Here is a 24,767-nt window from a genome sequence, read left to right on the forward strand (position 1 = left end):
AGTGACCCGGAGCCCCTACTGGCGAAATCGCAGGCAGCTGGCGACGAAATCATGCACGGCCGAGTCGGCGGCGATCGCCGGGTCCCAGGCGACGGCCACCTGGGTGGGCGCGATGCCGTTCACCGGGCGATACACCACACCGGGACGCTGGAAATAGCGCCCGGCCGATTCCGGCGCGAGCGCGACGCCGTAACCGTTGGCGATCGCGCTGAGCCATTCGTCGGTGTGCTCGGTGACGGCACCGATCCGCACCGGATGGCCACGGCGCTCGGCGATGGCGAGCCAGTAGTCGCGCCATTCGCCGGTCGCGTCCGGGGCGGAGATGAACGGCTCGTCCCACAGTTGCGGGAAGTCGATGGTCTCGGCCGCGGCGAGCGGATGCGTGCTCGGCAGCATCACCCCGCGCGGTTCGCTCAGCAGCACTTCGACGCCCCACGACTGCTGGCCGGGAAACGGCACCCGCAGCAGCGCGGCGTCGACCTCGCCGTCGGCGAGCCCCGCGGTGGGATCCCACCAGGAACTCTGCCGCATCTCCACCCGCCAGCCGGGGCGCAGCTCACCGAACGCGGCGATGATGTCCGGCGTGGCCTCGTTTGCCGCGCTGGCGAGAAAGCCCACGCGCAACACGCGGTCTTGTTCGGCCGCAGCGGTTTTCACCTCGGCCACCGCCCGCTGCCAATCCGTCAACAGGACCGGTACCGAGCGGGCCAGCGCCTTGCCCGGCTCGGTGAGCGCCATGCCGGCGCGTGAACGCACGAACAACGTCACTCCGAGCAGTTCCTCCAGGCGGTGGATCTGCTTGGTCAGCGACGGCTGCGACACGTACAGCCGTTCGGCCGCGCGGGAGAGGTTGCCCTCCTCGGCGACCGCCGCGAAATACCGCAGCAGCCGGGTGTCGACATCCATGCCATCAGGTTATGGATGCGGGTATTGGACGGGCAACAGGGCCGGGCGCGAGGGTGGAAGCAGCCCCCGTCCACGCAAGAAAGGCCACCGATGTTCGCCCTGTACGTGATCTCGACCTGTCTCACCGCGCTGCTGTGCGCCGGCGGGGCGTGGATGAACTTCACCCGTCATCCGGTCACGGTGGCGGCGGCCGAGCAGGTGCAGGTCCCGCTGTCGTGGACGCGGCCGATCGGCCTGGTGTTCGCGGCCGGCGGAGTGGGTGTGCTCGCGGGATTCGCGCTGCCGGTCGTCGGCGTCGCCGCGGCCGCCGGGCTCGTCTTCCATTTCGTCGGCGCGATCATCGCCCATCTCCGCGTGCACGACCTCGACCTCGGTAAGGCGGGCGGCGCGCTCGCGCTCATGGCTGGGAATTTCGCAGTGACCCTGGCGTATCACCTCGGCTGAGGGGGTGGGTCCGGCGCAGCGGCGCATCGACCACCCGTCCCGGCCGGGCGGCCGCTGCTCGCCGACCCCGCCGTAGGCTTCTTCCATGGCTCTCAGCGCAACCCTGTACACCTTCACCATCCAGCTGGCCGACGTCGATCGCGGCGTCTACCAGGACCTGGAGCTGCGGGTCGCGCGCCACCCCTCCGAAACCGCCGAGTACATGCTCACCCGCATCCTCGCCTACTGCCTGGAATACGCCGAAGGCATCACCTTCAGCGACGGCGGCGTCTCCGCCACCGACGAACCGCCCGTCCTCATCCGCGACCTCACCGGCCGCCTCACCACCTGGATCGACGTCGGCGCCCCTGACGCCGACCGCATCCACCGCGCCGCCAAACTCGCCGACCGCGTCGCCATCTACACCCACCGCGACCCCGCCAAAGTCCTGGCCGCCCTCACCGGCAAACGCATCCACCACGCCGACGCCATCCCCCTCTACAGCTTCGCCCGCCCCTTCATCGACGCCGCCACCCCCGCCCTCGACCGCCGCACCACCGCCACCGTTTCGATCACCGAACGCCAGCTCTACCTGGAACTCAACGGATCCGGATTCAGCACCGAGATCAGCGAACACGCGCTCGCGTAGTCCGCCGCACCTGCCTGCCGGACCGCGTGCCGAACGCTGCTCGACCGCGCTCTTCACGCGGCCCGATTCAGCACGATCCGCCCGCGCCGCCCGGCCAGGGCGAGCGCACGGGCGGACCTGCTGCCCAATCGCATTCAGTCCGACTGTGCGGACCGCCCCCTCACCCGAGGTCGGCGAGTTGCGGGACGATCGGGGCCAGCCCGTCGATCCACTTGGCCGGGGAGCCGGTGAGCGGAATGGCCATCACGGCATCGACGCCGAGTTTCGCGTAATCGGCCATGGCGCGGACGAATTCGTCGCGGGTGTCGGGGGTGGCGTAAGAGCGGTCGGCCATGATGGTTGTGCGGATCGTGCTGTAGTCACGGCCCACGTCGTCGCAATGGCGGCGCAGGACGTCGAGCTTGTGTTCCACCTCGGCGGGTGAGGTGGCGAAGAGGTTGCAGGCATCGCCGTACTGCGCGACCAGGCGCAGGGTCTTGCGTTCGCCGCCGCCACCGATGAGGACGGTGGGCCGGTGCAGAGGCTGTGGGGAGCACAGGGTTTCGGCCAGCTGGTAGTGCTTGCCGTCGAAGGGGCCGTTGTTGTCGGGGTCCCACATCTGCGCGCAGATGCGCAGAGCTTCCTCGAGCCGTTCGAAGCGTTCGGAGATCGGCGGGTAGGGCACGCCGAGGCCGTGGTGTTCGCGGTCGAACCAGGCGGCGCCGAGGCCGAGGGCGGCGCGGCCGCCGGAGAGCACGTCGAGGGTGGTGACGATCTTGGCGAGCAGGCCGGGATGGCGATAGGTGACGCCGGTGACCAGCAGGCCGAGTTCCACACTCGAGGTGTGCGCGGCCAGAAAGCCCAGCGTGGTGTACCCCTCGAGCATGTGCGCCTCGGCGGGCAGACCGGTCGGCGGGATCTGGAAGTAGTGGTCCATGAACGACAGCCAGGTCGCGCCGGCTTCTTCGGCCGCCGCGCCCACCCTGGTCAATTCACCGGCGATCGCGCCGGGGCCACCGTCGATGTCGAAGTTCGGAATGTGAAAGCCGAGGTCCATACGATGATCTCCTCAGATCGGCAGGCTGTACGGCACAGGTTATGAGCTGGAGTGCACTCCAGGTCAAGGCCTGCTCGTCGCGCGCGAACCTGCCCCTACGGCCGCCGCTATCCCCGCATCCGCGACGGCCGACGCGCATCCGTATCGTCAGCGGCGCAGTCCACCGGCGAACGGCATCTCCCGCCACTGGTCGATGGCCGGCTTCATGAAGTCGACCAGCACCGGAAGTTGCGGTGCCAGCCAGAGGTAAGCGACAACCCGCAGCATGCCGACCGCGTTGACGAACTTCATCGCCTCGGGATTCAACGGCCGCAGACCACGCCGGCGCGCCCCACGGTCGTAGGCGGCTTCCAGCTCCGGTCCGAGCGCCGCCAGATCCCATTCGACCGGGCCGAGCGTCACCAGCTCGAAATCGGAGAACAGGTCGCCGCGCACACCGGGGAAAATGTTCGCCGGTGGCGAATCGCCGTGGATGGGTTGCAGGTCGACCCCGGGAAATGCCTCCTCGAAGGCCGGGCGGGAACGCACCAGCGGCTCCAGGATCGACCACTCGCGGCGTGCGCGGTCCAGATCAGTGGCATCGAGAAGGTCGGGGCGGGTACCGAGCGCGGCCAGAGCTTCGGTGACGAACCCCGGTTCGGCCGCGGACAGGAACGACAACTGCCCGGGGTAGGCGCGCAGGGCCGCGTGCAGGTCGGCGACGCGTTCGCAGTTCGCCGCGTAGTCGGGTTCGGCGTCCGGTTGCTCGTCGACGTACTCCCAGAAGGTCATCGAGAACCCGTCGCGGCGAACGGGTTCGGCCGGGACGAGCGAACTGGGGGCGATGACGGGCGTGCCCTGATCGGCCAGCCACCGCGTCACGTCGAGTTCCGAACGTTGCCGCCGGGCCAGCGCGTCGAGGCCGCCGCCGGCCGGCAGCACGGTCGGTATCCGCGCGACGACCGGCGCGGGCGCGAGGTGGACGACGACGGAGAACAGATCGTGCAGCACCCGCGCCTCGGTGACGGTGAGACCGAGGTCGCGCCCCGCTCCGACGGCAGCGTCGACGGCGGCGGCGGTGCGATCGGCGAGGGCTGAGGGGCTCATGAAATCGGACACCGGGCCGATCCTGCCACCTCGCCGAGCCCGCGCCCACCGATTTCGGGCGGGCATGGCGGCCCGGGCGCCCGCTAGTATTCGCATATGCGTTCGATCACCACCGCACAGCGGCGCGCACGGCTCGGGGTCCGGCATCGGCTGGCCTACCGACAGCGCAGTGCCGACGTCGCGGATATCGCGCGGTCGATGGTGGTGCTGCACGCGACCGATCCGGCGACGGTGTTCCTGTCGGTGGCCGCGCGTGGCGACGGGATCATGCCCGCCGATATCGAACAGGCTCTGTACGAGGATCGTTCGTTGCTGCGGATGCTGGCGATGCGGCGCACCATGTTCGTGGCGCCGGTGGAGCTGGTGCCCGTCCTGCAGGCCTCGTGCGCGGATGCACTGGCCGACAAGCAGCGCCGCACCTATGGAAAATTCCTCGAGCAGGCCGGAATCGGTGATGGTGACGTGCGGTCCTGGTGGACGGCGGTCGAGGAGCACACGCATCGGGCGCTGCTCGCACGCGGCGCCGCCACCGGTGCGCAGCTGAGCAAGGATGTGCCGCTGCTACGCACCCAGGTGAATACCGCACCGGAGAAGGCGTATTCGCGTCCGACGAATATCACCACCTGGGTGCTGGTGACGCTCGGCGCGGAGGGGCGCATCGTGCGTGGGCGCCCCAACGGCAGCTGGTCGAGCAGCCAGTACACCTGGTCGCCGATCGAATCGTGGCTGCCCGGCGGCGTGCCCGTCCTGCCCGCCGACGACGCCCGCGACGCACTGGTCCGGCAGTGGTTGCGCGCGTTCGGCCCGGCACCGGTGAGCGATATCAAATGGTGGACCGGGTGGACGCTCGGTGAGGTGCGAAAGACACTGGCGCGCCTCGACATCACCGAGGTGGAACTCGACGAGGGCACCGGCGTGATCCTCACCGACGACCTCGATCCGGTGGCCGAACCCGAACCATGGGTGGCGCTGCTGCCCGCGCTCGATCCCACGCCGATGGGCTGGCAGTCGCGCTCCTGGTACCTCGGCGACCACGCCGCCGCCCTGTTCGACCGCAACGGCAATATCGGACCGACCATCTGGTGCGACGGCCGCATCGTCGGCGGCTGGGCGCAACGCAAGAACGGGGAGATCGCGCTGCGGCTGCTGGAGGACGTCGGGTCCGACGCCATCGCGATGATCGAGGCGGAAGCCGAACGGATCGGCGCCTGGTTCGGCGATGTCCGCCCGGTTCCCCGCTTCCGGACCCCGCTCGAAAAGGAACTGACCGCCTGAGCCGATGGCCGGTCGCGGCGAACACACCCGTGCCGGGAGTTCACTACTGTCGGGTGCATGGATGCTCGCCCGTACCGGGAAACCGACCGCGCCGAACTCCGCGAGCTGTTCGGCCGCGCGGGTGCGGGTTCGCCCACCGAACGCCTCTGGGGGCACGCCGATTCCGAGCACATCAATGTCGCCCCGGAAGGCCGCGGCACCGGCGCCGCCGACGCGATGATGCGGTTGTGGTTCACCCGCCTGCGTTCGGTCGACTCCCCCGGCTGCCATCTACAGACGTTGGTCCAGAACGCCCGGGCGGTGAAGTTCTTCGACCGCATGGGTTTTCGGCCGCACGGCCCCCGGCCACTCGTCCCCGGTGTGCGATACCAGGGCAAGCGGGTGCGTCAGCAGACCATGGTGCGGGAGTTCTGAGCCTATCGACCGACGTCGAGTATTCGGCGGCAGACGGCGGCCGTCGGCTCGGCGACCGTATCGATGGCACGCAGATGCGGCGTCGCCGCGAGGTCGTTGACCACGGTGAACGCCGCGTGGATCCGGATGCGGGTCTCATCGGCGTCCCAGTGCGGATGGATCTGCCGCAGCAGTTGCGCCCATTCGGCGATGTACTCGCGTTGCACCTGGCGGGTGCGGCGGCGATCGTCGGCGGGCAGCCGATCGGCCTCCGAGATCAGCAGGCGCATCAGATCGTTGTACTCGAAGACGAACTCGCAGTAGCTCGTGATGAGCAGGCGCACGGCATCGATGGCGCTGCGGGCGCGGCCGAGCTGGCGGATCATATCGGCGCGCAGCAGTTCGTTCCCGCGGCGCATGGCCGTGGCCAGGATGTCGGCCTTGCTGTCGAAATGGTTGTAGATGCTCGGGCCCGCGATGCCGACGGCGGCGCCGATATCGTCGTTGCCGACGCCGGCGAATCCGTGCCTGGCGAACAGCGTGGTGGCGGTGCGCAGGATCGCTTCGCGCCGATTCGGCGCCCACCGCGGCGCGGGCTCATCGGCTCGGCTCGGGCTCGGCAGCGGCGCGATCGGCATCTCCGCGACCGCCCTGCTGAGACCGGCGATCAAGGCGACGAAGCGCTCCTTCGGCAGCTCGAGGTGGTAATAGGACGCGCTGGTGGTGACACCGAGGACACACCACGACAGGTAATCGGCCTCGGCGTGCCCGAGTTCGGGCCGGGCGCGTCGCAGGATCTCGGCCAGCCGGGCACCGATGCCGCGCAACCGATGGCGTAGCTCGGTGCGCGCCGCACCGCTCAGATGCCTGGCCTCGGCGTGCCAGAGCACCCCGGCACCGCGATGCTCCAGCATGGTCTCGGCCAGGATGACGGCCGGATCGGCGCTCGGATCGGCGGCGAGGCCGTCGAGGGCGGCTTCCACCGTGGTCAGCGCGCCGGCCACGACGGCATACAGCAGGTCCTGTTTGCCGGTGAAGTGGCGATACAGTGCCGACGGCCCGATGGCGACCGCGTCGGCGACATCGCGCATCGACACACCTGCGTAGCCGCGCCGGAAGTACAGGTCGGCGGCCGCGGCGAGGATCAGGTCGCGCCGGTTGGCCGGGCGGGTGCCGCGAGCCGGCCGGGCCACCTGCGTCGGCTCGGCTCGGCTCGCGATCACTGCCCGCTCCTCCCGCATCGTCAGACGTTGAACCCGCCACCGCAGACGAGTGTCTGGCCGCTGATGTAATCGGATTCCGGGGTGCACAGCAAGTACACCGCACCGGCCGCTTCGACCGGGGTGCCCGCCCGGCCCAGCGGGATCGAGTGTTCCATCGCCGCCAGCAGATCGGGGTTGACGCCGACTTTCAGCTCCCGGCCCTGCACGTCGATGGTGCTGCTGCCGTCGGCAGGCGCTTCGGTGAGCCGGGTCTTGATGAGCCCGAACGCGACCGCGTTGACGGTGACGTTGTAGCGACCCCATTCCTTCGCCAGGGTCTTGGTCAGGCCCAGCACACCCGCCTTGGCGGCGGAGTAATTGGACTGTCCGGCATTGCCTCCGGTGCCCGCCATCGACGAAATGTTGACCACCTTCCGGCACGGCACCGGCTCGCCCGCCTCCTTGGCTCGCTTCACCAGACCGGCGATCACCGGCTGGGCGGCCCGCAAGATCCGGAACGGCGCCTTGAGGTGCACGTCCAGGATGGCGTCCCACTGCTCGTCGGTCATCTTCTGGATCACCGAATCCCAGGTGTAGCCGGCATTGTTGACGATGATGTCGAGGCCGCCGTAGGTGTCGACGGCGGTGGCGACGAAGCGCTGCGCGAAGTCCTCATCGGTGACGCTGCCGGGCACCGCCACCGCCTGGCCGCCCGCGGCCTCGATGGCGGCGACGGTCTCCTTCGCCGGTTCGGCATCGAGATCGTTGACGACCACGCGCGCTCCCTGCGCGGCGAACTTCAGCGCGATCTCGCGGCCGATGCCGCGGCCGGAGCCGGAGACGATGGCGACCTTGTTGTCCAGATTTCCCATGGTGAATCTCCTTACGTGCGAAGGTCAGAGGGCGATGACGGCGGGGTCGAGCGGCATGGGTCAGCCCACCTTCTGGTACAGGGTGACGACGGCGGCGCCACCGAGGCCGATGTTGTGTTGCAAGGCGACCCGCGCATCGTCCACCTGACGCTGCTCGGCCTCGCCCCGCAGCTGCCACACCAGTTCGGCGCATTGGGCCAGACCGGTCGCGCCCAGCGGATGCCCCTTCGACAGCAGCCCACCCGACGGGTTGGTGACGACCCGGCCGCCGTAGGTGTTGTCCCCGTCGGCGATGAACTTCTCGGCCGTCCCCTCCGGGGTGAGTCCGAGTGCCTCGTAGGTGAGCAGTTCGTTGGTGGTGAAGCAGTCGTGCAGCTCGACCACGCGGATGTCCTCGGGCCCGATGCCCGCGCGCTCGTACACCTGCTGCGCGGCCGAGCGGGCCATATCGGCGCCGACGATATCGATCATCGAATCGCTGTCGAAGGTCGCGGGACCGTCGGTGGTCATGGCCTGCGCGGCGATCGCGACGTCGCGGCGCAGCCCGTGCTTGCGTGCGTACTCCGCGCTCACCAGCACTGCCGCGGCCGCTCCGCAGGTGGGCGGGCAGCACTGCAATCGGGTGAGCGGTCCGTAGATCCGCGGTGCGGCCAGCACCTGCTCGACGGTCAACGGGTCGCGGAACACCGCGAATGGGTTATGGGCCGCGTGCTTGCGCGCCTTGACCGCGATCTGGGCGAACACCGCCGGATCCATGCCGTATCTGTCGGCGTATTCGCGGCCGGCGCCGCCGAAGTACTGCGCCGCGAACGGTGCGTCGCTGCCACCCTGGAGGCGGTCGACGACGGCGCCGAAACTGTCGAACGGGCTCGGCCGATCGGTGTAGGACATGGTGAGCGCACCGCGCTGCATCTGTTCGAACCCCACCGCGAGCACCACATCGGCGACGCCGTGCTCGATGGCCTGCCTGGCCAGGAACAGCGCCGACGAGCCGGTCGAGCAGTTGTTGTTGACGTTGACCACCGGGATACCGGTGACGCCGACCCGGTACAGCGCGGCCTGACCGGAGGTGGAATCGCCGTAGACGTAGCCCGCATAGGCCTGCTGGACGGCGGTGTAGTCGATGCCGGCGTCGATCAGTGCGGCGCGCACCGCGCGTTCACCCATCACGTCGTAGGTCTGGCTCGTGCGCGGGGTGGTGAACGGGATCATCCCGACACCGGCGACGAGGGTCGTGACTCCCATAGCCTTTCTCCAATCAGCTATCAGCAATTCACTTACATGGTTGCACCAGCAGGAGTATCGGTGTCAATACTGAAAAAGCGCTCCAACCAGCCCAGGTGACGGCTCTTTACACCTATCAGTCGTTTACTTACACTGCCTGGTGTGACCTAGGTCGCACTCTGATCACCTGCTCCAGGAGGACACGATGTACCTCACGCAATCCCTGCATCGCGCGCTACAGCAGCGGCCCGGCGAGATAGCCACGATCTGCGGCGACCGGGTTTGCACCGTCGCCGAGTCGGCGGATCGGGTCGCGCGGTTGGCCGGCGCGCTGAATGCGCTCGGGGTGCGACAGGGCGAGCGCGTGGGGATCCTGGCGTTGAACAGCGATCGCTACCACGAGTACTACCTGGCGGTGCCGTGGCTCGGCGCGGTCGCCAATCCGGTGAACATCCGCTGGAGCGTCGCGGAAATCGTTTACTCGCTGCAGGATTCGGACACCACCGTGCTACTGGTCGACGATGCGTTCGCGCCGATGATCGCGCCGATCCGCGAGGCCTTCGACCGGCTGCGCACGGTGATCTTCATCGGTGACGGCGACGCACCGCCGGACACCGTCGACTACGAAGAACTGATCGCGGGCCACGAACCCGTGCCCGACACCCGCACCGGCGGCGACACCCTGCTCGGCATCTTCTACACCGGCGGCACCACCGGTCACCCCAAGGGCGTCATGCTCAGCCACGACAATTTGGTCACCTCGGCGCTGGGCTCGCTGTCCACCGGCCACGTACTCTCTCGCGCCGGACGCCTGCTGCACGCCGCGCCGATGTTCCATCTGGCCGATTTCGCCCTGTGGACCTGCGGCAACCTGGCCGACGCGACGCACGTGTTCGTCCCGGCCTTCACGCCCGCCGGCGTACTGGAAACCATGGCCGGGCAACGGATCACCGACGCACTACTGGTGCCGACCATGATCCAGATGCTGGTCGACGATCCGGCCGCCGCCTCGCATGATCTCAGCAGTGTGCGGCATCTGATCTACGGCGCCTCACCGATTGCGGAGGCCGTGCTGGAACGGGCGATGGCGATGTTCCCGGACGCCGGTTTCACCCAGGCCTACGGCATGACCGAACTCTCGCCGATCGCCACACTGCTCTCCCCGGCCGACCATCTGCGCCCGGAACTGCGTCGCTCGGCCGGCCGGGCGGCGCCGCACGTGGAGGTCAAGGTCGTCGACGAGACCGGCGCGGAGGTGCCGCGCGGTGCGGTCGGTGAGGTGGTCGCGCGCGGTGACAACGTGATGCTCGGCTATTGGAACAAGCCCGAAGCGACCGCCGAGGCGATTCGCGACGGCTGGATGCACACCGGTGACGGCGGCCGGATGGACGAGCAGGGCTATGTGTTCATCGTCGACCGGATCAAGGACATGATCATCACCGGCGGCGAGAACGTGTATTCGGTGGAGGTCGAAAACGCGGTGGCGGCGCACCCGTCCGTCGCCGCCTGCGCCGTGATCGGGGTACCCGACGACCAGTGGGGCGAACGGGTGCACGCGGTCATCGTCCGGCAGCCGGGCGCCGAACTGGACTCCGACACGGTGCGTGAGCACTGCAAGAGCCTGATCGCGAACTACAAGATCCCCCGCAGTGTCGCGTTCGTGGACTCCCTGCCCGTTTCGGGAGCGGGCAAGATCCTCAAACGCGAACTGCGCAAAGAGTTCTGGAGCGAGTCGGCGCCCGCGGTGCACTGAATGGGCGCCGGGCCTACATATCCAGGCCGAGATCCAGCACCGTCACCGAGTGGGTGAGCGCACCGACGGCGAGGAAGTCGACACCGGTGCGGGCGTACTCGGCGGCCACCTCCAGGGTGAGCCCGCCGGAGGACTCCAGTTTCGTGCGGGGTGCGGTGGCGTTGCGGCGCTGAACCGCGGCCTGGGTCTGCCAGAGCGGGAAGTTGTCCAGCAGCACCAGCTCCACGTCCTCGGCGAGCACCGCGTCGAGCTGTTCGAGGCTGTCGACCTCCACCTCGCAGGCGATATCGGGGGCGAGTTCGCGGACCGCGCGCAGCGCCTCGACCACCGAACCGGCGGCGACGACGTGGTTGTCCTTGATGAGGGCGGCGTCCCCGAGGCCCATCCGGTGATTGACGCCGCCGCCCACCCGCACCGCGTACTTCTGCAGAGCCCGCAGACCGGGCAGGGTCTTGCGGCTGTCGCGGATACGGCATTCGGTGCCGGAGACGGCGTCCACCCAGGCGGCGGTGGCGGTGGCGATGCCGGACAGGTGGCACAGCAGGTTCAGCATGGTGCGTTCAGCGGTGAGCAGCCCGCGAGTCGGTGCGACGATGCTCAGCACGGCGTCGCCCGGCGTGACGCGGGTGCCATCGGCCACCCGCTCGGCGACCTCGTAGTTGCCCGCGCCGATGACCTCGTCGAGTACCAGCAACCCGACATCGATCCCGGCCACCGTCCCCGGCTGCCGCGAGACCACCGAGGCCTTCACCACCGCGTCCTCGGGGACCGTCGCGACGGTCGTCACGTCCGGGCCGTAGCGCAGGTCCTCGTCCAGCGCGGTGCGGATCAGCGTGCGCACTTCCTCGCGGTCCAACCCCGCATCCAAACCCATTACGAACTCCCTACTCTCATGTCTGTGACGGCCGAATGGCCCACGGCGGCACGGGTTCGGCCGCCTTGTGTCACCGGCGGGCGCTATCCGGTGGTGACCGGCACGGTCAGTGGCGTCGAAGACGGGTTGCCGTCCGGCCCCAGCCGGATCGCTGTGCTGGCGCGGGCGGCATCGACCGGCACCGGGTGATCGGAACGGGTGTGGCAGCCCCGGCTCTCCTCCCGCGCCGCCGCCGCGAGCAGCAGAGCGCGCGCGGTGACGGTGAGGGCCGCGTCCTCGAACGCGGCGATGCGCCGGGCCAGCAGCTCGGAGCGACCGGCCGCATCCGCGTCGGCGCCTGCCGCAAGCTGCTCCGGCGCAAACGCATCCATCACCGTCGAGTCAGGAGTGAGCGGCGAATCTTCCGTACCGCGCGCAGCCCTCCCCAGGGCATCGAGTGCCGCTGTGAGGCCTGCGGCGTCGCGCACGACGCCCGCGTGCGTGGTCATCATCCGCTGCACGAGTTCCCGTGGTGCCGCGGGGGCCTCGACTCTCGCACCGAAGGTGAAGCCGGTCGGTTCGCCCAGGCGCGCCACCGCGGCGGCTCCCGCGCGTTCACCCACCACCAGGCCCTCCAGCAAGCTGTTGGAGGCCAGACGGTTCGCCCCGTGCAGACCGGTGCGCGCCACCTCCCCCGCCGCGTACAGCCCCGGCACCGAGGTGCGGCCGCACACATCGGTGACGACGCCACCACACTGGTAGTGAGCTGCCGGTGCCACCGGGATCAGCTCGGTACGCGGGTCGATCCCGGCCGCCAGGCAGGAGGCGGTGATCGTCGGGAAGCGCCGGGTGAAACCCTCGACGGCGCGCGCGTCGAGATAGACGTGATCCTCCCCCAGCTGTCGCATGCGGTCGGCGATGGCGCGCGAGACCACATCGCGGGGCGCGAGATCACCGAGCGGATGCACACCCGCGGTCACCGACTCGCCACGCGAATCGACCAGCACCGCACCCTCGCCGCGCACCGCTTCACTGATCAGCGGCCTGCGGCCGAGCCCGCCCGGCGTGTGCAGCACCGTGGGATGGAACTGCACGAACTCCAGGTCCGCCACCTCGGCACCGGCCCACAGGGCGAGTGCGATGCCGTCGGCGGTGGCACCCGGCGGATTGGTGCTCAGCGCGTAGAGCTGACCGAGCCCGCCGGTGGCCAGCAGCACGGCGGGCGCGTGCACCGCGCCGATCCCGCGCTCGGATACCGCGATCACCCCGCGCACGCCGCGATCTCCGGTGACGATCCGCAGGGCGGCGGTGCGGAACAGCACCGGCAGCCCCGCCGCGTTCAACGCCCGCTGCACCTCCGCGCCGGTGGCGTCACCGCCCGCGTGAATGATCCGCCGGGTACTGTGCCCGCCCTCGCGGGTGCGTGAGATCTGCCCGTCGCGGCCGAGGTCGAAGACGGCGCCCAGATCCGTCAGCGCGGCGACAGCGTCCTGACCGCCGGCGACGATCGACTCGACCGCCGCGACATCGCAGAGACCGCCGCCCGCGTCGACCGTGTCACGCACATGCGATTCGACCGAATCCCCGTGCGGCGCGACCACGGCGATGCCGCCCTGCGCGTACTGGGTGGAGGTGTCGGTCGGCCCGCCCTTGCTGAGCACCAGCACCCGCAGCCCACGCTGGGACGCCGCGCGGGCCGCGGTCAGCCCCGCGACCCCACCTCCGATGACGACGAAATCCGCGTCCGCGGTCCAGTCGAAGCCCATCCCGTTCCTACCTTCTTCCCGCATTCGCGGTTCCCGCGGCCGGCGCCGAATCGCGCGCCGTGGCGGCGATATCGGCACGCGGCCGCGATGCCGGGCTTACTCCCCGCCGCCGGGATTACCGATCTCGATCATGCGCTGCACCGAATTGCGGGCCAGAGCCGCGGTTTCCGGATCGACGTGCACCTCGTCGGTGTTCTCGGCGAGGCTGCGCAGCAGGGCGGCCGGGGTGATCATCTTCATGTACTTACAGGCCGCGCGGTCGTTGACGGCCTGGAAATCGATGCCGGGCGCGGCCTTGCGCAGCTGGTGCAGCATGCCGACCTCGGTGGCCACCAGCACCTGATTCGACTTGGCCGCCTTGGCCGCGTCGATCATGCCGCCGGTGGACAGGATGTGCACCCGGTCGGCCGGGAACGAGCCCTCGCCCGCCAGGTACAGCGCCGAGGTGGCGCACCCGCATTCGGGGTGCACGAACAACTCGGCGTCCGGGTGGGTGCGCGCCTGTTCCTGGAGTTCGTCGCCGTTGATGCCGGCGTGCACGTGGCATTCGCCCGCCCAGATGTGCATGTTCTCCCGGCCGGTGACGCGCTTGACGTGCGCGCCGAGGAACTGGTCCGGCAGGAACAGCACCTCGCGGCCGGGGTCGATGGAGGCAACCACGTCGACGGCGTTGGAGGAGGTGCAGCAGATGTCGGTGAGGGCCTTCACCGCGGCGGTGGTGTTCACATACGACACCACGACCGCGCCCGGGTGCTCGGCTTTCCACTCGCGCAGCTCGTCGGCGGTGATCGAATCGGCCAGCGAGCAGCCCGCGCGCTGATCCGGGATCAGGACGGTCTTGTCCGGGCTCAGGATCTTGGCGGTCTCGGCCATGAAGTGCACGCCGCAGAACACGATGGTGTCCTCGGGTGCTTCGGCCGCGATCCGGGACAGCGCCAGCGAGTCACCGACGTGGTCGGCCACGTCCTGGATCTCGGGCAGCTGGTAGTTGTGCGCGAGGATGGTCGCGTTGCGCATCCTGGCGAGGCGTTTGACCTCGCTCGCCCACTCGGGTGTCGCGTCGACCCCGGCGAATCCCGACGGGGTGTCGGTGACCCGCTCCAACAGCGCGGGGGCGAGTTCAGCTCCCATCGTCGCCATGACGGCTCCTTCCTTCGTGCGAGCCGGCATCGCCGCCGATTCGCACCACACCAGGTTTTCGACTTATGATCGAAAACATGGCCCATAGTAGCACCATCCATGAATCGCTCACCGCGGTGTTCCAGGTTCGCCGCTTCCCTGCCGACATCTCCGCAGGTCAGAGCGGTGGCTCGGGTTCTGGCGGGCGCAGCGGGCGGCGCACTCCTGGTCAACGGACCGAATTGGCCGTGCTGCTGTGGCAGCGGGCGCTCGACCCGCAGGCGGGCACCTGGTCGCTGCCCGGTGGCCGGTTGCGCGACGACGAGGACCTGGATTTCTCGGCCCGCAGGCAGCTGGCCGAGAAGGTCGATGTGCGCGAGCTGACCCATCTCGAGCAGCTGTCGGTGTTCAGCGCCCCCGACCGGGTGCCGCCGCCGCGCCGCATCGCTTCGGCCTATCTGGGCCTGGTGCCGTTGACCGCCGATCCGCAACTGCCCTCCGACACCGCCTGGCATCCGGTGACGGCACTGCCGAACATGTCCTTCGACCACGGCATCGTCGTCGACCATGCGCGAACTCGGTTGGCCGCCAAGCTTTCCTACACCAATATCGCCTTCGCGCTCGCCCCGGATACCTTCACCATGTCGACGCTGCGCGAAATCTATTGCGTGGCACTCGGATACGACGTCGACACGACGAACCTGCAACGAGTCCTCAGCCGCCGCAAGGTGATCACCCCCACCGGCGAGACCGCCGCTCCCGGCCGCGCCGGTGGGCGCCCCGCCGCCGTCTACCGCTTCACCGACTCCGAACTCCGCGTCACCGACGAGTTCGCCGCGCTGCGCCCACCGACCTGAGCGGCACACAGCCGTGTTTCGGCGTGGACCGGCAGCCGACTCCGGACGGGGCCTGCCCGACCAGTCGGCGGCGGTTCACCCGGTGCGGAAGGCCCGGCGGTAGGCGCCCGGCGTCGTACCGACGTGGGTGCGGAAATGGCGGCGCAGGTTCACCGCCGAGGACAGGCCGACGCGGGCCGCGATCGCCTCCACCGGCAGATCCGTCTGTTCGAGCAGGGTGCGAGCTTCGGCCACGCGCCGTGCCAGTAACCAGGCACCCGGGCCGGTGCCGAGCTGTTCGGTGAATCGCCGGGCCAGGGTGCGCGGCGAAACATTCAGGTGCGCGGCCAGATCCGCGACCGACAGCGGGGTGTCCAGGCGCGCGGCCGCCCATTCCAGCAGTCCGTCGAGGGCGTCCTCCGGCGGCGGGGCGGGCGCGTACTGGAGTTGGCCGCCGTCGCGGTGCGGCGGCATCACCATATGGCGGGCCACCAGGGCCGCGTGCGCGGCGCCGTGATCCTTGCGGACCAGGTGCAGGCACAGGTCGATGCCCGCGCCCGCGCCCGCGCTGGTGGCGACGTCACCGTGGTCGACATAGAGCACGTCGGGCTGCACCCGCACGGCCGGGAACTCCCGCGCCAGCTGGGCGGCCCGCGCCCAGTGCGTGGTGGCCTCGCGACCGTCCAGCAGCCCGGTGCGGGCCAGGGCGAACACCCCCGAACAGATCGTCACCAGCCGCGCACCCCTGCGGTGCGCGGCCAGCAGTGCCCGGCGCACCCGCTCCGGCAACGGCGCCTCGACGGGCGCCCATCCCGGAATGATGACCGTATCCGCCGACCGCAGCGCCGACAGCCCGTGCGCGACCGACATCGAGTATCCGGCCGAGGTGGGCACCGACCCGGGTTTCTCCGCACAGACCAGGAATTCGTAGCGCTGCGGAATCCCGGCCCGCGCGGTGCCGAAGACCTCGGCCGCGCAACCGAGCTCGAATGTGGACTGGACCGGCCGCACCAGAGCGACGACGCGATGCATGGCAGGAAAATACCCTATGGTGTCTTTACCGCCACTGGTGTGCCGGCCCGATGGCCCGGCAGGGTGGGTGGCATGCATCCGGAAATCCTGGCCCAGCAGGGCTACACGTCCGTATCCGTCGACGACGCGCCTGTGCGTGAACTCTTTCCCGGCATCCGGCTCCGGCCGCTGTGGCGCGGGCCGGACGGGGCACACGCGAACGTGCTGGAGATGGATCCCGGCGCCTCCTGGCCGCGGCGCGACGTGCACGAACCCGGCCCGGAGGAAGTGTTCGTCGTGGCGGGTACGTTCAACGACGGGGCCCGCGACTATCCGGCGGGCACCTTCCTGCACGCACCGGCGGGCACCTGGCATGTGCCCGCGACAACGACCGGCTGCACGCTGTTCCTGTTCTATCCCGAAGGCTAGGAGCAGCCGCGCACCGGCCGAATTCCCCTACTGGTGATCGGCTTTCGCGTGTTTGCGTTCGCGCCGGTAGCGCCGCTTGTTCGGCAGTGGCCGGGCGGCGTTGGAACTGCGGAGCGCGTGGCGCGTGCGCCAGGCGGTCAGGTCGGGTCGCTCCGATGCCTGTCCGCCGGCGCGCGACGCCGAGTCGCCGGCAGCCGCTGGGGTGGTGCTGCGCACGGGTTCACCTCCTCTCGGCGATGCGCGGGCTACTCACGCGTGGCGACGCACTCGTGTAACGCTGTCGCCCCGGATGAATGCCGTGCCACCGTAGGCGGATGCGGTCGGGCCGGGCCAGCGGTTTTCGCGGCGGGCCGACCGCCCCGTGCGATTCGCGACGCGGACCGTTGCGGGGTCAGGCCGATTTCATATCCGGCGTAGGAGCCGGTTCGGGTGGACGGTGGGTCGATCGGTGGATCGCCCAGGCGATCAACTCGATGAACCAGAACAGGATCAGATACACCGTCACCACCGTCACCGGGACGGCCAGGAACAGCACCGACAGCACCGCGACGAGCAGGAACCGCGCAATATCGCCTGCGGTGGCGCCGCGCAACCGGCTGGCGAAACGCACGGCCGCCCACATCATCCAGCGGCGCGGCACCGACACCCCGAGCTCACCGAGGGTGCGGCGGAAGATGCCGTCGGCATCGGCGGCGCTCACCACGCCGGAACTCAGCAGATAGTCGTGCAGGATGGCGGCTTTCGTGTACGCGCCGTAGCGCGGGATCAACCACACGACCGGGCGCGGCACCGAGGCGAAATCGGTGCGGAAACCCGCGGGCACCACGAATCGCTCGGTGGCGCCGTGGTACTCCAACGGTTCGGCCACCTGCCAGAACCGTTCGTCGAGTTCCTCGACGACGATCCCGCCATCGGAGAACGGCATGGCTCGCCTCCCCTGAAAGTCCAGCGTATGCACCAATTCTAGGGTCGGCAGGTAGCTACTCGGCCGAACACACGGCAACGGTTGGGCCAACAACCGATTCGACCGGGCAGGCCCGCGCACCGCGGCGTCAGTTCGACGAATCCCGTTCCGGCAGCGTCTCCGGCCGCTGCGCACCGGGCTGAAGCGGCGCACCGTAGACCCCGGGGTTCGCGGGCACCCGGTACGGGTCGTACACCGCCGCGGGGTCGTAGGCGTAATCCGGCACCGGTCGCGACGCCCCCACCGGTCCCGCGTACCCGGTCCCCAGATCCTCCGACGAACTCAGCGCGGCCAGGAACAACACCACCAGCGCCGCGATCAACGGCTGCGGCACCAGGGCGAGCCAGGTGCCGACCTCCGGCGGCAGGGCCACGATCTGACTCACCGGCGGATCGGTGGGGCGCGGATGGTTCGCATCGGCGATGTACTGGCCGAGCAGTGCCATCAGCCAGCCGCCCGCCAGCGATCCGAACAGCAGGCCCGCGAACGCGATGGGCCCGCGCACCCGCCGCCACCGCCATGCGCCCACGGCCGAGACCAGCCCGATCACCGCGCCCACGCAGACGAAGATCGCCACCGCGTCGAACCGGTGCGCGCTCTCCCCGGTGAGCGCCGCGCCTCGTCCCGGCTGCACCACGAGCAGCTGTTCGGCCGGCGCGAGCAGCGCCCACACCACCGCCCCGACCAGGTTGGCGACGATGACGGCGGCCGCGATGACGCCCGCCGCGCCCACCTCGCGGCGCACGGCAGCGCCCGGTTCCGCCGTCACGGGGTGGGCTTGCGTAGACGCTTCGACCATGTGCGCGATTATGACCGACCGCCGCGGCCGCGGCCCTAGCGGCGCTCCAGGCTGCTCGAATCGGTCACCCCGTGCCGGGAGCATTTGGCCCACCAGCCGTCGGGGTTGACCTGCACGATCATCCTGCGCCCGCAGTGCTCGCAGAACCGCGGCGGCTCCAGACCCAGCTCGGCGGCCTTCGGGATCGGGTCGTCGAGGCCCGGCACGATCCGTTTGCCGGTGAACGGGTTGTAGCGCTCGTCCATCTCCATGACCGCCGACCGTCAGATGGTGTCGTTGAGCGCCTTGATCGGCATCTTCAGCTCGCCGAGCAAGTCGAGGTCGCTCTCGGCGGGGCGGCCGAGCGTGGTCAGGTAGTTGCCGACGATGACGGCGTTGATGCCGCCGAGGATGCCCTGCTTGGCGCCGAGATCGCCGAGGGTGATCTCGCGGCCGCCGGCGAAGCGCAGGATGGTGCGCGGCAGCGCCAGCCGGAACGCGGCCACCGCACGCAGCGCATCGGCGGCAGGCAGCACCTCGAGGTCACCGAAGGGGGTGCCCGGGCGCGGGTTGAGGAAGTTCAGCGGGACCTCGTCGGGCTCCAGTTCGGCCAGGTTGGCGGCGAATTCGGCGCGCTGTTCCAGGCTTTCGCCCATGCCGAGGATGCCGCCGCAGCAGACCTCCATGCCGGCCGCACGCACCATGCGCAGGGTGTCCCAGCGCTCCTCCCAGGTGTGGGTGGTGACGACGTTGGGGAAATGCGAGCGCGAGGTCTCCAGGTTGTGGTTGTAGCGGTGCACGCCCATGGCGGCGAGTTGGTCGACCTGTTCCTGGGTGAGCATGCCGAGCGAGCACGCGACCTGGATGTCGACTTCATTGCGGATGGCTTCGACACCGGCGGCGACCTGGGCCATCAGCCGCTCGTCCGGGCCACGCACGGCCGCGACGATGCAGAATTCGGTGGCGCCGGTCTTGGCGGTTTGCTTGGCGGCCTCCACCAGGCTCGGGATGTCGAGCCAGGCGGCGCGCACCGGCGACTGGAACAGGCCCGACTGGGAGCAGAAGTGGCAGTCCTCCGGGCAGCCGCCGGTCTTGAGGCTGATGATGCCCTCGACCTCGACCTCCGGCCCGCACCACTTCATCCGCACGTCGTGGGCCAATGCCAGCAGGTCCTCGAGCCGGTCGTCACCGAGCTTCAGTACCTCGAGAGTTTGCTCCTGGGTGAGCCCGACGCCGCGCTCGAGCACCTGCTCGCGGGCGATGGCCAGAATGTCGGTGGTCACGGGTGCCTGGGTCACTGCACGAATCCCTTTCATCCGGCCGGGGCGCGGCCGTCGACGGCCGATCGAGAGGGCGTTCACACTGGAAGGAGTGTGCACACTGAACCGACCCGGCAACTTGAACGGTGTTCAGGATAGGCTAGCTCGAGAGTGAGACACAACACGACGGGAGGGTTCCAGCGTGCAACTGCACCGGTCCGATGTGGTCGACGGCGCCATCGCCATCCTCGACCAATACGGTCTCGCCGACCTCACGATGCGTCGCCTGGCCGGATCGTTGCGCGTACAGCCGGGCGCCCTGTACTGGCACTTCCCGAACAAGCAGGCCCTGCTCGGCGCGGTGGCCGACCGCATCCTCGCGCCCATGGAGGATCCGCTGACGGCCACCGACTGGCCCGGCCAGCTCACCGAACTCGCGCACCGGCTGCGCAACTGCCTGCTGGCCTACCGTGACGGCGCCGAACTCGTCTCGGCCACCTACGCCTCGCGGCTGACCACCAGCAAGGGCCGCGAGCGTTTCGCCGGCGCCGCCATCCGGGCGGGCATGCCGCGCGCCGAGGCCGAACTGGCGGCGTTCACGCTGCTGTATTACGTGCTCGGGCACACCGTCGACGAGCAGTCGCGGATGCAGATGGATTCGGCGGGCGCGCTCGCCGACGCGGCGTCACCGCTCGAGCAGACCGAATCCATCGACCCCACAGCCCGTTTCGATTTCGGACTGCAGTTGTTCGTCGGCGGTATCCGGCACCTGCTCGGCTCACGCGTGCGCTGAGCGGGCCGGCGCAGTGCTCGCGCGCCGGCCCGCTCGGAGCCGGATGGCTATCGGGCGCTCACCGGGCCAGTGCGGGCCGTCGCGCGAACCGGCTCTCCGGACGCGGCAACCCGAAGTGATCGCGCAACGTGGTCCCGCGGTATTCGGTGCGGAACAGCCCGCGCTCACGCAGGATCGGCACCACGGTCTCGGTGAACGCCTCGAGCCCGCCCGGGTAATACGGCGGCATCACATTGAATCCGTCGGCCGCACCGTGCCGGAACCATTCTTCGATGGTGTCGGCCACCTGTTCCGGTGTTCCGGCGACGACCCTATGCCCGCGCGCACCGGCCAGCCGATACAGCAGTCCACGCACCGTGGGACGCTCACGCTCCACGATTCCCGCCACCACTTGCAGGCGGCTCTGGGCGTTATCGGTGACGTCGCCGGCATCGGCGAACAATTCGTACGGCACCGGCTCGTCGAGCGCCAGATGCCGCAGGCTCTTGCCCGCGATGCTCTCCAGCTGCGTCAGACCGTATTCCGGCACGGTGAGCTCGTTGAACTCCCGTTCCAGCCGCCGCGCCGCCGCTTCGGTGTCGGCGATGAACGGGCTGATGCCGGGCAGGATCTTGACGTGCTCGGGATCGCGGCCGAAGCCGCGCGCCCGCTCCTTGATGTCGCGGTAGAACCGCTGCGCGTCCTCGAGCCGCTGGTGCGCGGTGAAGATGGCCTCGGCGTAGCGGCCCGCGAAGGCGCGGCCGTCATTGGACGCACCGGCCTGCACCAGCACCGGATAGCCCTGCGGCGTGCGCGCGGAGCTGAACGGGCCACGCACGCGCAGGTATTCGCCGTTGAAGTCGATCCGGTGGATCTTGTCCGGGTCGGCGTAGCGTCCGGCCGCGCGGTCGAACACGATCGCGTCGTCTTCCCAGCTGTCCCACAGCGCGACCACCGCGTCGACGAATTCCCGTGCCCTGGCATAGCGTTCGCGATGATCGGGGTGCCGGTCGAGACCGAAGTTGGCCGCCGCCGCCTCGGTTCCGGTGGTGACGATGTTCCAGCCCGCGCGGCCGCCGGAGATGTGGTCGAGCGAGGAGAACAGCCGCGCCAGGTTGTAGGGCTCGTAGTAGGTGGTCGAGGCCGTCGCGATCAACCCGAGATGCGTTGTCGCCGCGGCGATCGCGGTGAGCAGCGTGATCGGCTCCAGCCCCGGCGCGGCATTGAACTCGACGTTGGTGCGCAGGGCGGGCCCGTCGGCGAAGAACACCGCGTCGAAGGTCGCGGCCTCGGCGGTGCGGGCGATCTGCTGGTAATAGGACACGTCGTAGATCCGGTCGGCGCCGCTGTCGGGATGCCGCCAGGCCGCCTCGTGATGGCCGGCCGGGTAGATGAACGCGTTGAGACTCAACTGTCGCTGCTCGGTCATGACGCCTGCTTCACCTGCGCTGCCTGCGGCTCGACACCGAGCCCGCCGAGCAGCTCCTCTCGATACTGCGCGAAGGCCGGATCGCTGTGCCGGCGTGGGTGTTCCAAATCTATGCGGCGGTCCAGCACGATGCGCCCCGCTTCCAGGACGAGTACGCGATCGGCCAGCGACACCGCCTCGTCCACATCATGGGTCACCAGCAGCACGGCCGGAGTGTGCTTGGCGCACAGCTCACGCAACAGCGCATGCATCCGGATCCGGGTGAGCGCGTCGAGCGCGCCGAAGGGCTCGTCGGCCAGCAGCAGGGCCGGTGCGCGCACCAGCGAACGGGCCAGCGCCACCCGCTGCTGTTCACCACCGGACAGCTCGCGCGGCCAGGCCTTCTCCCGGCCGGCCAGGCCGACTTCGGCGAGCGCGTCCCGGCCGCGGTCGGCGGCACCGGGCCCGGTCAGCCCGAGGGTGACGTTGGCGAGCACCCGTGTCCACGGCAGCAGCCGCGAATCCTGGAACACCACCGCCTTTTCCGCGGGCACCGACAACTCCCCCGAGCCGGGCACACCGTCGTCGAGTTCGGCCAGCGCCCGCAGCAAGGTGCTCTTCCCGGAGCCGCTGCGGCCCAGCAGCGCCACGAATTCACCGCGCGCGATATCGAGATCGAGGCCGTCGAGAACCACCCGCTCACCGAAGCCGCGAGTGAGCGCGCGGGCCCGGACGAGGTTCAGTCGCCGAGAGTCTGCCGCCATGACAGCGCCTTCCTTTCCACGGTGCGTACCGCGAGATCGCCGAGCAGCCCGAGCAGGCCGTAGATGACCAGGCCCACCACGATGACGTCGATCTGGCCGTAGGTGCGGGCCTGGGTCATCAGATAGCCGATGCCGCTGGTCGCGTTGACCTGTTCGACCACCACCAGCGCCAGCCAGGAGATGGTGACGGCCAGCCGCAGCCCGGTGAAGAACCCGGGCAGCGAACCGGGCAGGGCGATGGTGCGGATGAACGCCGTCCGCGACAGGCCCACCGTCTCGGCGAGTTCGACATAGCGTGCGTCGACGCTGCGCAGATGCGCGTGGGTGTTGATGTAGACCGGGATGAGCACGCTGGTGGTGATGACGATGAGCTTCATCTGCTCGCCGATGCCGAACCACACGATGAACAGCGGGATCAATGCCAGCGTCGGGATGGAGCGTTTGATCTGGATCGGCCCGTCCACCAGTGCCTCACCGAGGCGGCTGAGCCCGGCGATCAAGGCGAGCACCACCCCGATGACCACGCCGAGCACCAGACTGATCCCGGCCCGTTGCAGCGAGGTGAGCAGGTTGGATTGCAGGCGGCCGTCGGCGATGAGCTCGCCCGCGGTCTGCGCGACCGTCCACGGCGCGGGCAACGTCTCCGGGTCGAGCGCACCGGAGGCGGACCCGGCGATCCACGCGGCGATCAGCAGCGCGGGTCCGAGCGCCGCGCCGAACGGGATCGCCCGGCCCGGACCGAGCGTGCGGCGGGTGCGCTTGCGTGCGGCGAGCGCGGGGGTGGATGCGGTGCGCGGTACCCGTCCGACGACGCCCGCGCGTGCGGTATGGACAGCCATCAGTTGCTCCCGGTTGCGAAGCCGGCGCCGACCTGGCCGACGGTTTCGGTGATGACGGCGTCGAATCGCAGGTCGATGCCGTCGGCGGCGTCGACCTTGCGCGGCAGTTCGCCGGCGGCGTCGATGACGTCGATGGTGGCCTGCTGGCGATCGATCAGCTGCTGGTCCAGATGCGGGAAGGTGATGGTGCCACGCGATTCCACGATGCGGGTGGCGTCGTCGAGGCTCACCTTCTGGTTGTCCACGTAGTACTTCTGCGCCCATTCGCCGCGGTGCTCGTTCACCCACTGCCACGACCGCACGTACGCGGCCACCAGCGCCCGCACCGCGGCGGCCTTGGCCGGATCACGCACCACCTCGCGGCGCGCGTACAGATAGGTGAGCCCCGGGTAGGTGCCCTCGGTTTCCTCGGCCGGGATCAGCGAGGTGCCCGGAGTGCGCAGGAACCGGGTGGTGTTGGGTTCATTGAGCGGCGCGAGATCGACCTGGCCGGTGCGTACCGCGTCCAGGAATTCGGCGAGCTGGATGCGCACCAACTCCACGTCGGAGGTCTGCAGCCCGGCCTTGTCCAGCAAACGCAGCACCGCCGCCTGCTGTGAGGTGCCCTCGGCGTAGGCGATCTTCTTCCCCTTGATCTCCGCGGCCGTGCGCACCGAGACACCGGGCGCCACCGCGAATCGCAAAGCGCTGGGATCGATCTGCGCCGCCGCGACGATCGGCACGTCCTGTTTCGCGGCGAGGGCGTGGATGGGCGGGACATCGCCGACCCAGGCGGCGTCGGCGGCCCCGGCGCGGAACGATTCCAGGATGGCCGGCCCGCCGACGAAGTTGGCGAACTCGACCTCGAACGGCAGCTTGTCCAACTCGCCCGAGAGCAGCAGTTGATGGCGCAGCAGTTCGGATTGGTCGGCGAGGACGAGCTTGGTGCCCGGCGGCACCTCGGTGGGCAGCGGCCCGTCGACGACAGACCCCGCCTCCGTCGTGTCGGAGGCACATCCGGTCAGCGCGAACGTCGCGAACGATACCGCGGCGAGCAGGAGGGCGGCGGTGCGGCCGCGCGGGCCGGTGCGGGAGATACGAGGTCGAGCCATGCCGGAATTCAACAATCCGGGCCCGCCGCCGAACACCGTTAACGGCACCGTGATCCGAA

Annotated in this window: 27 protein-coding genes; 8 read left to right on the forward strand and 19 right to left on the reverse strand. The window is 69.6% G+C overall.

The window, feature by feature from the left end; translation table 11 throughout:
* Window positions 1–15: 15 nt before the first annotated feature.
* Window positions 16–906: a LysR family transcriptional regulator gene (locus AC4HOU_RS19660; protein ID WP_490724899.1), complete on the reverse strand. Its 891-nt coding sequence runs from the start codon at window positions 904–906 to the stop codon at window positions 16–18.
* A 90-nt stretch (window positions 907–996) separates the two neighbouring features.
* Between AC4HOU_RS19660 and AC4HOU_RS19665 the strand changes: the two genes are divergently transcribed.
* Complete coding sequence (locus AC4HOU_RS19665; protein WP_195021026.1) at window positions 997–1,350, forward strand: DoxX family protein; 354 nt, start codon at window positions 997–999, stop codon at window positions 1,348–1,350.
* Window positions 1,351–1,435: 85 nt separating this feature from the next.
* Entirely contained in the window at window positions 1,436–1,978 is a 543-nt protein-coding gene (locus AC4HOU_RS19670; protein WP_490724900.1) for a YaeQ family protein, read from the forward strand.
* A gap of 160 nt (window positions 1,979–2,138) precedes the next feature.
* On the opposite strand, the gene AC4HOU_RS19675 is transcribed toward AC4HOU_RS19670, so the two are convergent.
* On the reverse strand, window positions 2,139–3,014 hold the full coding sequence (locus AC4HOU_RS19675) for an LLM class F420-dependent oxidoreductase (protein WP_163816463.1): 876 nt from the start codon (window positions 3,012–3,014) through the stop codon (window positions 2,139–2,141).
* A 147-nt stretch (window positions 3,015–3,161) separates the two neighbouring features.
* Window positions 3,162–4,112, reverse strand: a complete 951-nt coding sequence (locus AC4HOU_RS19680; RefSeq protein WP_163816465.1) for an aminoglycoside phosphotransferase family protein — start codon at window positions 4,110–4,112, stop codon at window positions 3,162–3,164.
* A gap of 84 nt (window positions 4,113–4,196) precedes the next feature.
* Here AC4HOU_RS19680 and AC4HOU_RS19685 point away from each other — a divergent pair, with 84 nt between their 5' ends.
* On the forward strand, window positions 4,197–5,375 hold the full coding sequence (locus tag AC4HOU_RS19685; protein ID WP_490724901.1) for a winged helix DNA-binding domain-containing protein: 1,179 nt from the start codon (window positions 4,197–4,199) through the stop codon (window positions 5,373–5,375).
* 57 nt (window positions 5,376–5,432) lie between these two features.
* Entirely contained in the window at window positions 5,433–5,789 is a 357-nt protein-coding gene (locus AC4HOU_RS19690) for a GNAT family N-acetyltransferase (protein WP_490724902.1), read from the forward strand.
* 2 nt (window positions 5,790–5,791) lie between these two features.
* Here the strand turns inward: AC4HOU_RS19690 and AC4HOU_RS19695 are convergent, their stop codons facing one another.
* From AC4HOU_RS19695 to AC4HOU_RS19705, 3 genes are read right to left on the reverse strand one after another with little or no spacing between them, the layout of a single operon-like run.
* Window positions 5,792–6,991 (reverse strand): TetR/AcrR family transcriptional regulator, encoded by a 1,200-nt coding sequence (locus AC4HOU_RS19695; RefSeq protein ID WP_490724903.1) that lies wholly within the window; start codon window positions 6,989–6,991, stop codon window positions 5,792–5,794.
* A gap of 20 nt (window positions 6,992–7,011) precedes the next feature.
* The gene (locus AC4HOU_RS19700) at window positions 7,012–7,842 is read right to left on the reverse strand and encodes an SDR family NAD(P)-dependent oxidoreductase (protein WP_163816474.1); all 831 of its coding nucleotides are present in this window, start codon (window positions 7,840–7,842) and stop codon (window positions 7,012–7,014) included.
* A gap of 60 nt (window positions 7,843–7,902) precedes the next feature.
* On the reverse strand, window positions 7,903–9,087 hold the full coding sequence (locus AC4HOU_RS19705; protein WP_163816476.1) for a lipid-transfer protein: 1,185 nt from the start codon (window positions 9,085–9,087) through the stop codon (window positions 7,903–7,905).
* Window positions 9,088–9,271: 184 nt separating this feature from the next.
* On the opposite strand from AC4HOU_RS19705, the gene AC4HOU_RS19710 reads away from it, so the two are divergent.
* Window positions 9,272–10,819: a long-chain-fatty-acid--CoA ligase gene (locus AC4HOU_RS19710; protein ID WP_490724904.1), complete on the forward strand. Its 1,548-nt coding sequence runs from the start codon at window positions 9,272–9,274 to the stop codon at window positions 10,817–10,819.
* A 13-nt stretch (window positions 10,820–10,832) separates the two neighbouring features.
* Here AC4HOU_RS19710 and nadC read toward each other — a convergent pair whose 3' ends face one another.
* The 3 genes from nadC to nadA all read right to left on the reverse strand — a co-directional run bounded on the left by nadC (window position 10,833) and on the right by nadA (window position 14,578).
* Window positions 10,833–11,693 (reverse strand): carboxylating nicotinate-nucleotide diphosphorylase, encoded by an 861-nt coding sequence (gene nadC / locus AC4HOU_RS19715; RefSeq protein WP_194991727.1) that lies wholly within the window; start codon window positions 11,691–11,693, stop codon window positions 10,833–10,835.
* An 83-nt stretch (window positions 11,694–11,776) separates the two neighbouring features.
* Entirely contained in the window at window positions 11,777–13,438 is a 1,662-nt protein-coding gene (locus AC4HOU_RS19720; protein ID WP_490724905.1) for an L-aspartate oxidase, read from the reverse strand.
* Between the two features lie 96 nt (window positions 13,439–13,534).
* Window positions 13,535–14,578, reverse strand: coding sequence for a quinolinate synthase NadA (gene nadA, locus AC4HOU_RS19725; protein WP_163816484.1), 1,044 nt, complete (start codon window positions 14,576–14,578; stop codon window positions 13,535–13,537).
* Window positions 14,579–14,655: 77 nt separating this feature from the next.
* Between nadA and AC4HOU_RS19730 the strand changes: the two genes are divergently transcribed.
* Window positions 14,656–15,414, forward strand: coding sequence for an NUDIX hydrolase (locus AC4HOU_RS19730; protein WP_490724906.1), 759 nt, complete (start codon window positions 14,656–14,658; stop codon window positions 15,412–15,414).
* 75 nt (window positions 15,415–15,489) lie between these two features.
* On the opposite strand, the gene AC4HOU_RS19735 is transcribed toward AC4HOU_RS19730, so the two are convergent.
* Window positions 15,490–16,425: a GlxA family transcriptional regulator gene (locus tag AC4HOU_RS19735; RefSeq protein WP_195021034.1), complete on the reverse strand. Its 936-nt coding sequence runs from the start codon at window positions 16,423–16,425 to the stop codon at window positions 15,490–15,492.
* Window positions 16,426–16,497: 72 nt separating this feature from the next.
* Here AC4HOU_RS19735 and AC4HOU_RS19740 point away from each other — a divergent pair, with 72 nt between their 5' ends.
* Window positions 16,498–16,833 carry a cupin domain-containing protein gene (locus tag AC4HOU_RS19740; protein ID WP_163816491.1) on the forward strand — a complete coding sequence of 112 codons (336 nt, stop codon included), beginning with the start codon at window positions 16,498–16,500 and terminating at the stop codon, window positions 16,831–16,833.
* 27 nt (window positions 16,834–16,860) lie between these two features.
* Here the strand turns inward: AC4HOU_RS19740 and AC4HOU_RS19745 are convergent, their stop codons facing one another.
* From AC4HOU_RS19745 to bioB, 5 genes are all read right to left on the reverse strand, one after another.
* Window positions 16,861–17,049: a hypothetical protein gene (locus AC4HOU_RS19745; RefSeq protein ID WP_490724907.1), complete on the reverse strand. Its 189-nt coding sequence runs from the start codon at window positions 17,047–17,049 to the stop codon at window positions 16,861–16,863.
* Window positions 17,050–17,224: 175 nt separating this feature from the next.
* Window positions 17,225–17,758 carry a DUF1353 domain-containing protein gene (locus AC4HOU_RS19750; protein ID WP_163816495.1) on the reverse strand — a complete coding sequence of 178 codons (534 nt, stop codon included), beginning with the start codon at window positions 17,756–17,758 and terminating at the stop codon, window positions 17,225–17,227.
* 127 nt (window positions 17,759–17,885) lie between these two features.
* Window positions 17,886–18,596 carry a DUF2567 domain-containing protein gene (locus AC4HOU_RS19755; RefSeq protein WP_490724908.1) on the reverse strand — a complete coding sequence of 237 codons (711 nt, stop codon included), beginning with the start codon at window positions 18,594–18,596 and terminating at the stop codon, window positions 17,886–17,888.
* 35 nt (window positions 18,597–18,631) lie between these two features.
* Window positions 18,632–18,847, reverse strand: coding sequence for a biotin synthase auxiliary protein BsaP (gene bsaP, locus AC4HOU_RS19760; protein ID WP_163816500.1), 216 nt, complete (start codon window positions 18,845–18,847; stop codon window positions 18,632–18,634).
* A 12-nt stretch (window positions 18,848–18,859) separates the two neighbouring features.
* Window positions 18,860–19,873 (reverse strand): biotin synthase BioB, encoded by a 1,014-nt coding sequence (gene bioB / locus AC4HOU_RS19765; RefSeq protein WP_194990708.1) that lies wholly within the window; start codon window positions 19,871–19,873, stop codon window positions 18,860–18,862.
* Between the two features lie 163 nt (window positions 19,874–20,036).
* Here bioB and AC4HOU_RS19770 point away from each other — a divergent pair, with 163 nt between their 5' ends.
* Entirely contained in the window at window positions 20,037–20,627 is a 591-nt protein-coding gene (locus AC4HOU_RS19770) for a TetR/AcrR family transcriptional regulator C-terminal domain-containing protein (RefSeq protein WP_194990707.1), read from the forward strand.
* A 58-nt stretch (window positions 20,628–20,685) separates the two neighbouring features.
* Here the strand turns inward: AC4HOU_RS19770 and AC4HOU_RS19775 are convergent, their stop codons facing one another.
* Genes AC4HOU_RS19775 through AC4HOU_RS19790 form a run of 4 tightly spaced genes read right to left on the reverse strand, consistent with a single transcriptional unit; the run spans window position 20,686 to window position 24,708 of the window.
* Window positions 20,686–22,035 carry an LLM class flavin-dependent oxidoreductase gene (locus AC4HOU_RS19775; protein ID WP_194990706.1) on the reverse strand — a complete coding sequence of 450 codons (1,350 nt, stop codon included), beginning with the start codon at window positions 22,033–22,035 and terminating at the stop codon, window positions 20,686–20,688.
* A complete protein-coding gene (locus AC4HOU_RS19780; protein WP_175585998.1) occupies window positions 22,032–22,778 on the reverse strand; it encodes an ABC transporter ATP-binding protein in 747 nt (248 codons plus the stop codon). The genes AC4HOU_RS19775 and AC4HOU_RS19780 overlap by 4 nt, the downstream gene beginning before the upstream one ends.
* A complete protein-coding gene (locus AC4HOU_RS19785; RefSeq protein WP_163816509.1) occupies window positions 22,754–23,617 on the reverse strand; it encodes an ABC transporter permease in 864 nt (287 codons plus the stop codon). The genes AC4HOU_RS19780 and AC4HOU_RS19785 overlap by 25 nt, the downstream gene beginning before the upstream one ends.
* Window positions 23,617–24,708, reverse strand: a complete 1,092-nt coding sequence (locus AC4HOU_RS19790) for an ABC transporter substrate-binding protein (RefSeq protein ID WP_490724909.1) — start codon at window positions 24,706–24,708, stop codon at window positions 23,617–23,619. Before AC4HOU_RS19790 ends, AC4HOU_RS19785 begins: the two co-directional genes overlap by 1 nt.
* Between the last annotated feature and the right edge of the window lie 59 nt (window positions 24,709–24,767).

Source organism: Nocardia sp. JCM 38205, assembly GCF_058222935.1.

Coding starts and splice junctions, on each gene's coding strand:
- AC4HOU_RS19780 (WP_175585998.1), bottom strand. CDS start 22,778: ATGGCGGCAGACTCTCGGCGACTGAACCTCGTCCGGGCCCGCGCGCTC.
- nadC (WP_194991727.1), bottom strand. CDS start 11,693: ATGGGTTTGGATGCGGGGTTGGACCGCGAGGAAGTGCGCACGCTGATC.
- AC4HOU_RS19790 (WP_490724909.1), bottom strand. CDS start 24,708: ATGGCTCGACCTCGTATCTCCCGCACCGGCCCGCGCGGCCGCACCGCC.
- AC4HOU_RS19675 (WP_163816463.1), bottom strand. CDS start 3,014: ATGGACCTCGGCTTTCACATTCCGAACTTCGACATCGACGGTGGCCCC.
- AC4HOU_RS19755 (WP_490724908.1), bottom strand. CDS start 18,596: ATGGTCGAAGCGTCTACGCAAGCCCACCCCGTGACGGCGGAACCGGGC.
- AC4HOU_RS19750 (WP_163816495.1), bottom strand. CDS start 17,758: ATGCCGTTCTCCGATGGCGGGATCGTCGTCGAGGAACTCGACGAACGG.
- AC4HOU_RS19700 (WP_163816474.1), bottom strand. CDS start 7,842: ATGGGAAATCTGGACAACAAGGTCGCCATCGTCTCCGGCTCCGGCCGC.
- AC4HOU_RS19775 (WP_194990706.1), bottom strand. CDS start 22,035: ATGACCGAGCAGCGACAGTTGAGTCTCAACGCGTTCATCTACCCGGCC.
- AC4HOU_RS19690 (WP_490724902.1), top strand. CDS start 5,433: ATGGATGCTCGCCCGTACCGGGAAACCGACCGCGCCGAACTCCGCGAG.
- bsaP (WP_163816500.1), bottom strand. CDS start 18,847: ATGGAGATGGACGAGCGCTACAACCCGTTCACCGGCAAACGGATCGTG.
- AC4HOU_RS19670 (WP_490724900.1), top strand. CDS start 1,436: ATGGCTCTCAGCGCAACCCTGTACACCTTCACCATCCAGCTGGCCGAC.
- AC4HOU_RS19720 (WP_490724905.1), bottom strand. CDS start 13,438: ATGGGCTTCGACTGGACCGCGGACGCGGATTTCGTCGTCATCGGAGGT.
- AC4HOU_RS19705 (WP_163816476.1), bottom strand. CDS start 9,087: ATGGGAGTCACGACCCTCGTCGCCGGTGTCGGGATGATCCCGTTCACC.
- AC4HOU_RS19660 (WP_490724899.1), bottom strand. CDS start 906: ATGGATGTCGACACCCGGCTGCTGCGGTATTTCGCGGCGGTCGCCGAG.
- nadA (WP_163816484.1), bottom strand. CDS start 14,578: ATGGCGACGATGGGAGCTGAACTCGCCCCCGCGCTGTTGGAGCGGGTC.
- AC4HOU_RS19740 (WP_163816491.1), top strand. CDS start 16,498: ATGCATCCGGAAATCCTGGCCCAGCAGGGCTACACGTCCGTATCCGTC.
- AC4HOU_RS19730 (WP_490724906.1), top strand. CDS start 14,656: ATGGCCCATAGTAGCACCATCCATGAATCGCTCACCGCGGTGTTCCAG.
- AC4HOU_RS19710 (WP_490724904.1), top strand. CDS start 9,272: ATGTACCTCACGCAATCCCTGCATCGCGCGCTACAGCAGCGGCCCGGC.
- AC4HOU_RS19785 (WP_163816509.1), bottom strand. CDS start 23,617: ATGGCTGTCCATACCGCACGCGCGGGCGTCGTCGGACGGGTACCGCGC.
- AC4HOU_RS19735 (WP_195021034.1), bottom strand. CDS start 16,425: ATGCATCGCGTCGTCGCTCTGGTGCGGCCGGTCCAGTCCACATTCGAG.
- AC4HOU_RS19685 (WP_490724901.1), top strand. CDS start 4,197: ATGCGTTCGATCACCACCGCACAGCGGCGCGCACGGCTCGGGGTCCGG.
- AC4HOU_RS19665 (WP_195021026.1), top strand. CDS start 997: ATGTTCGCCCTGTACGTGATCTCGACCTGTCTCACCGCGCTGCTGTGC.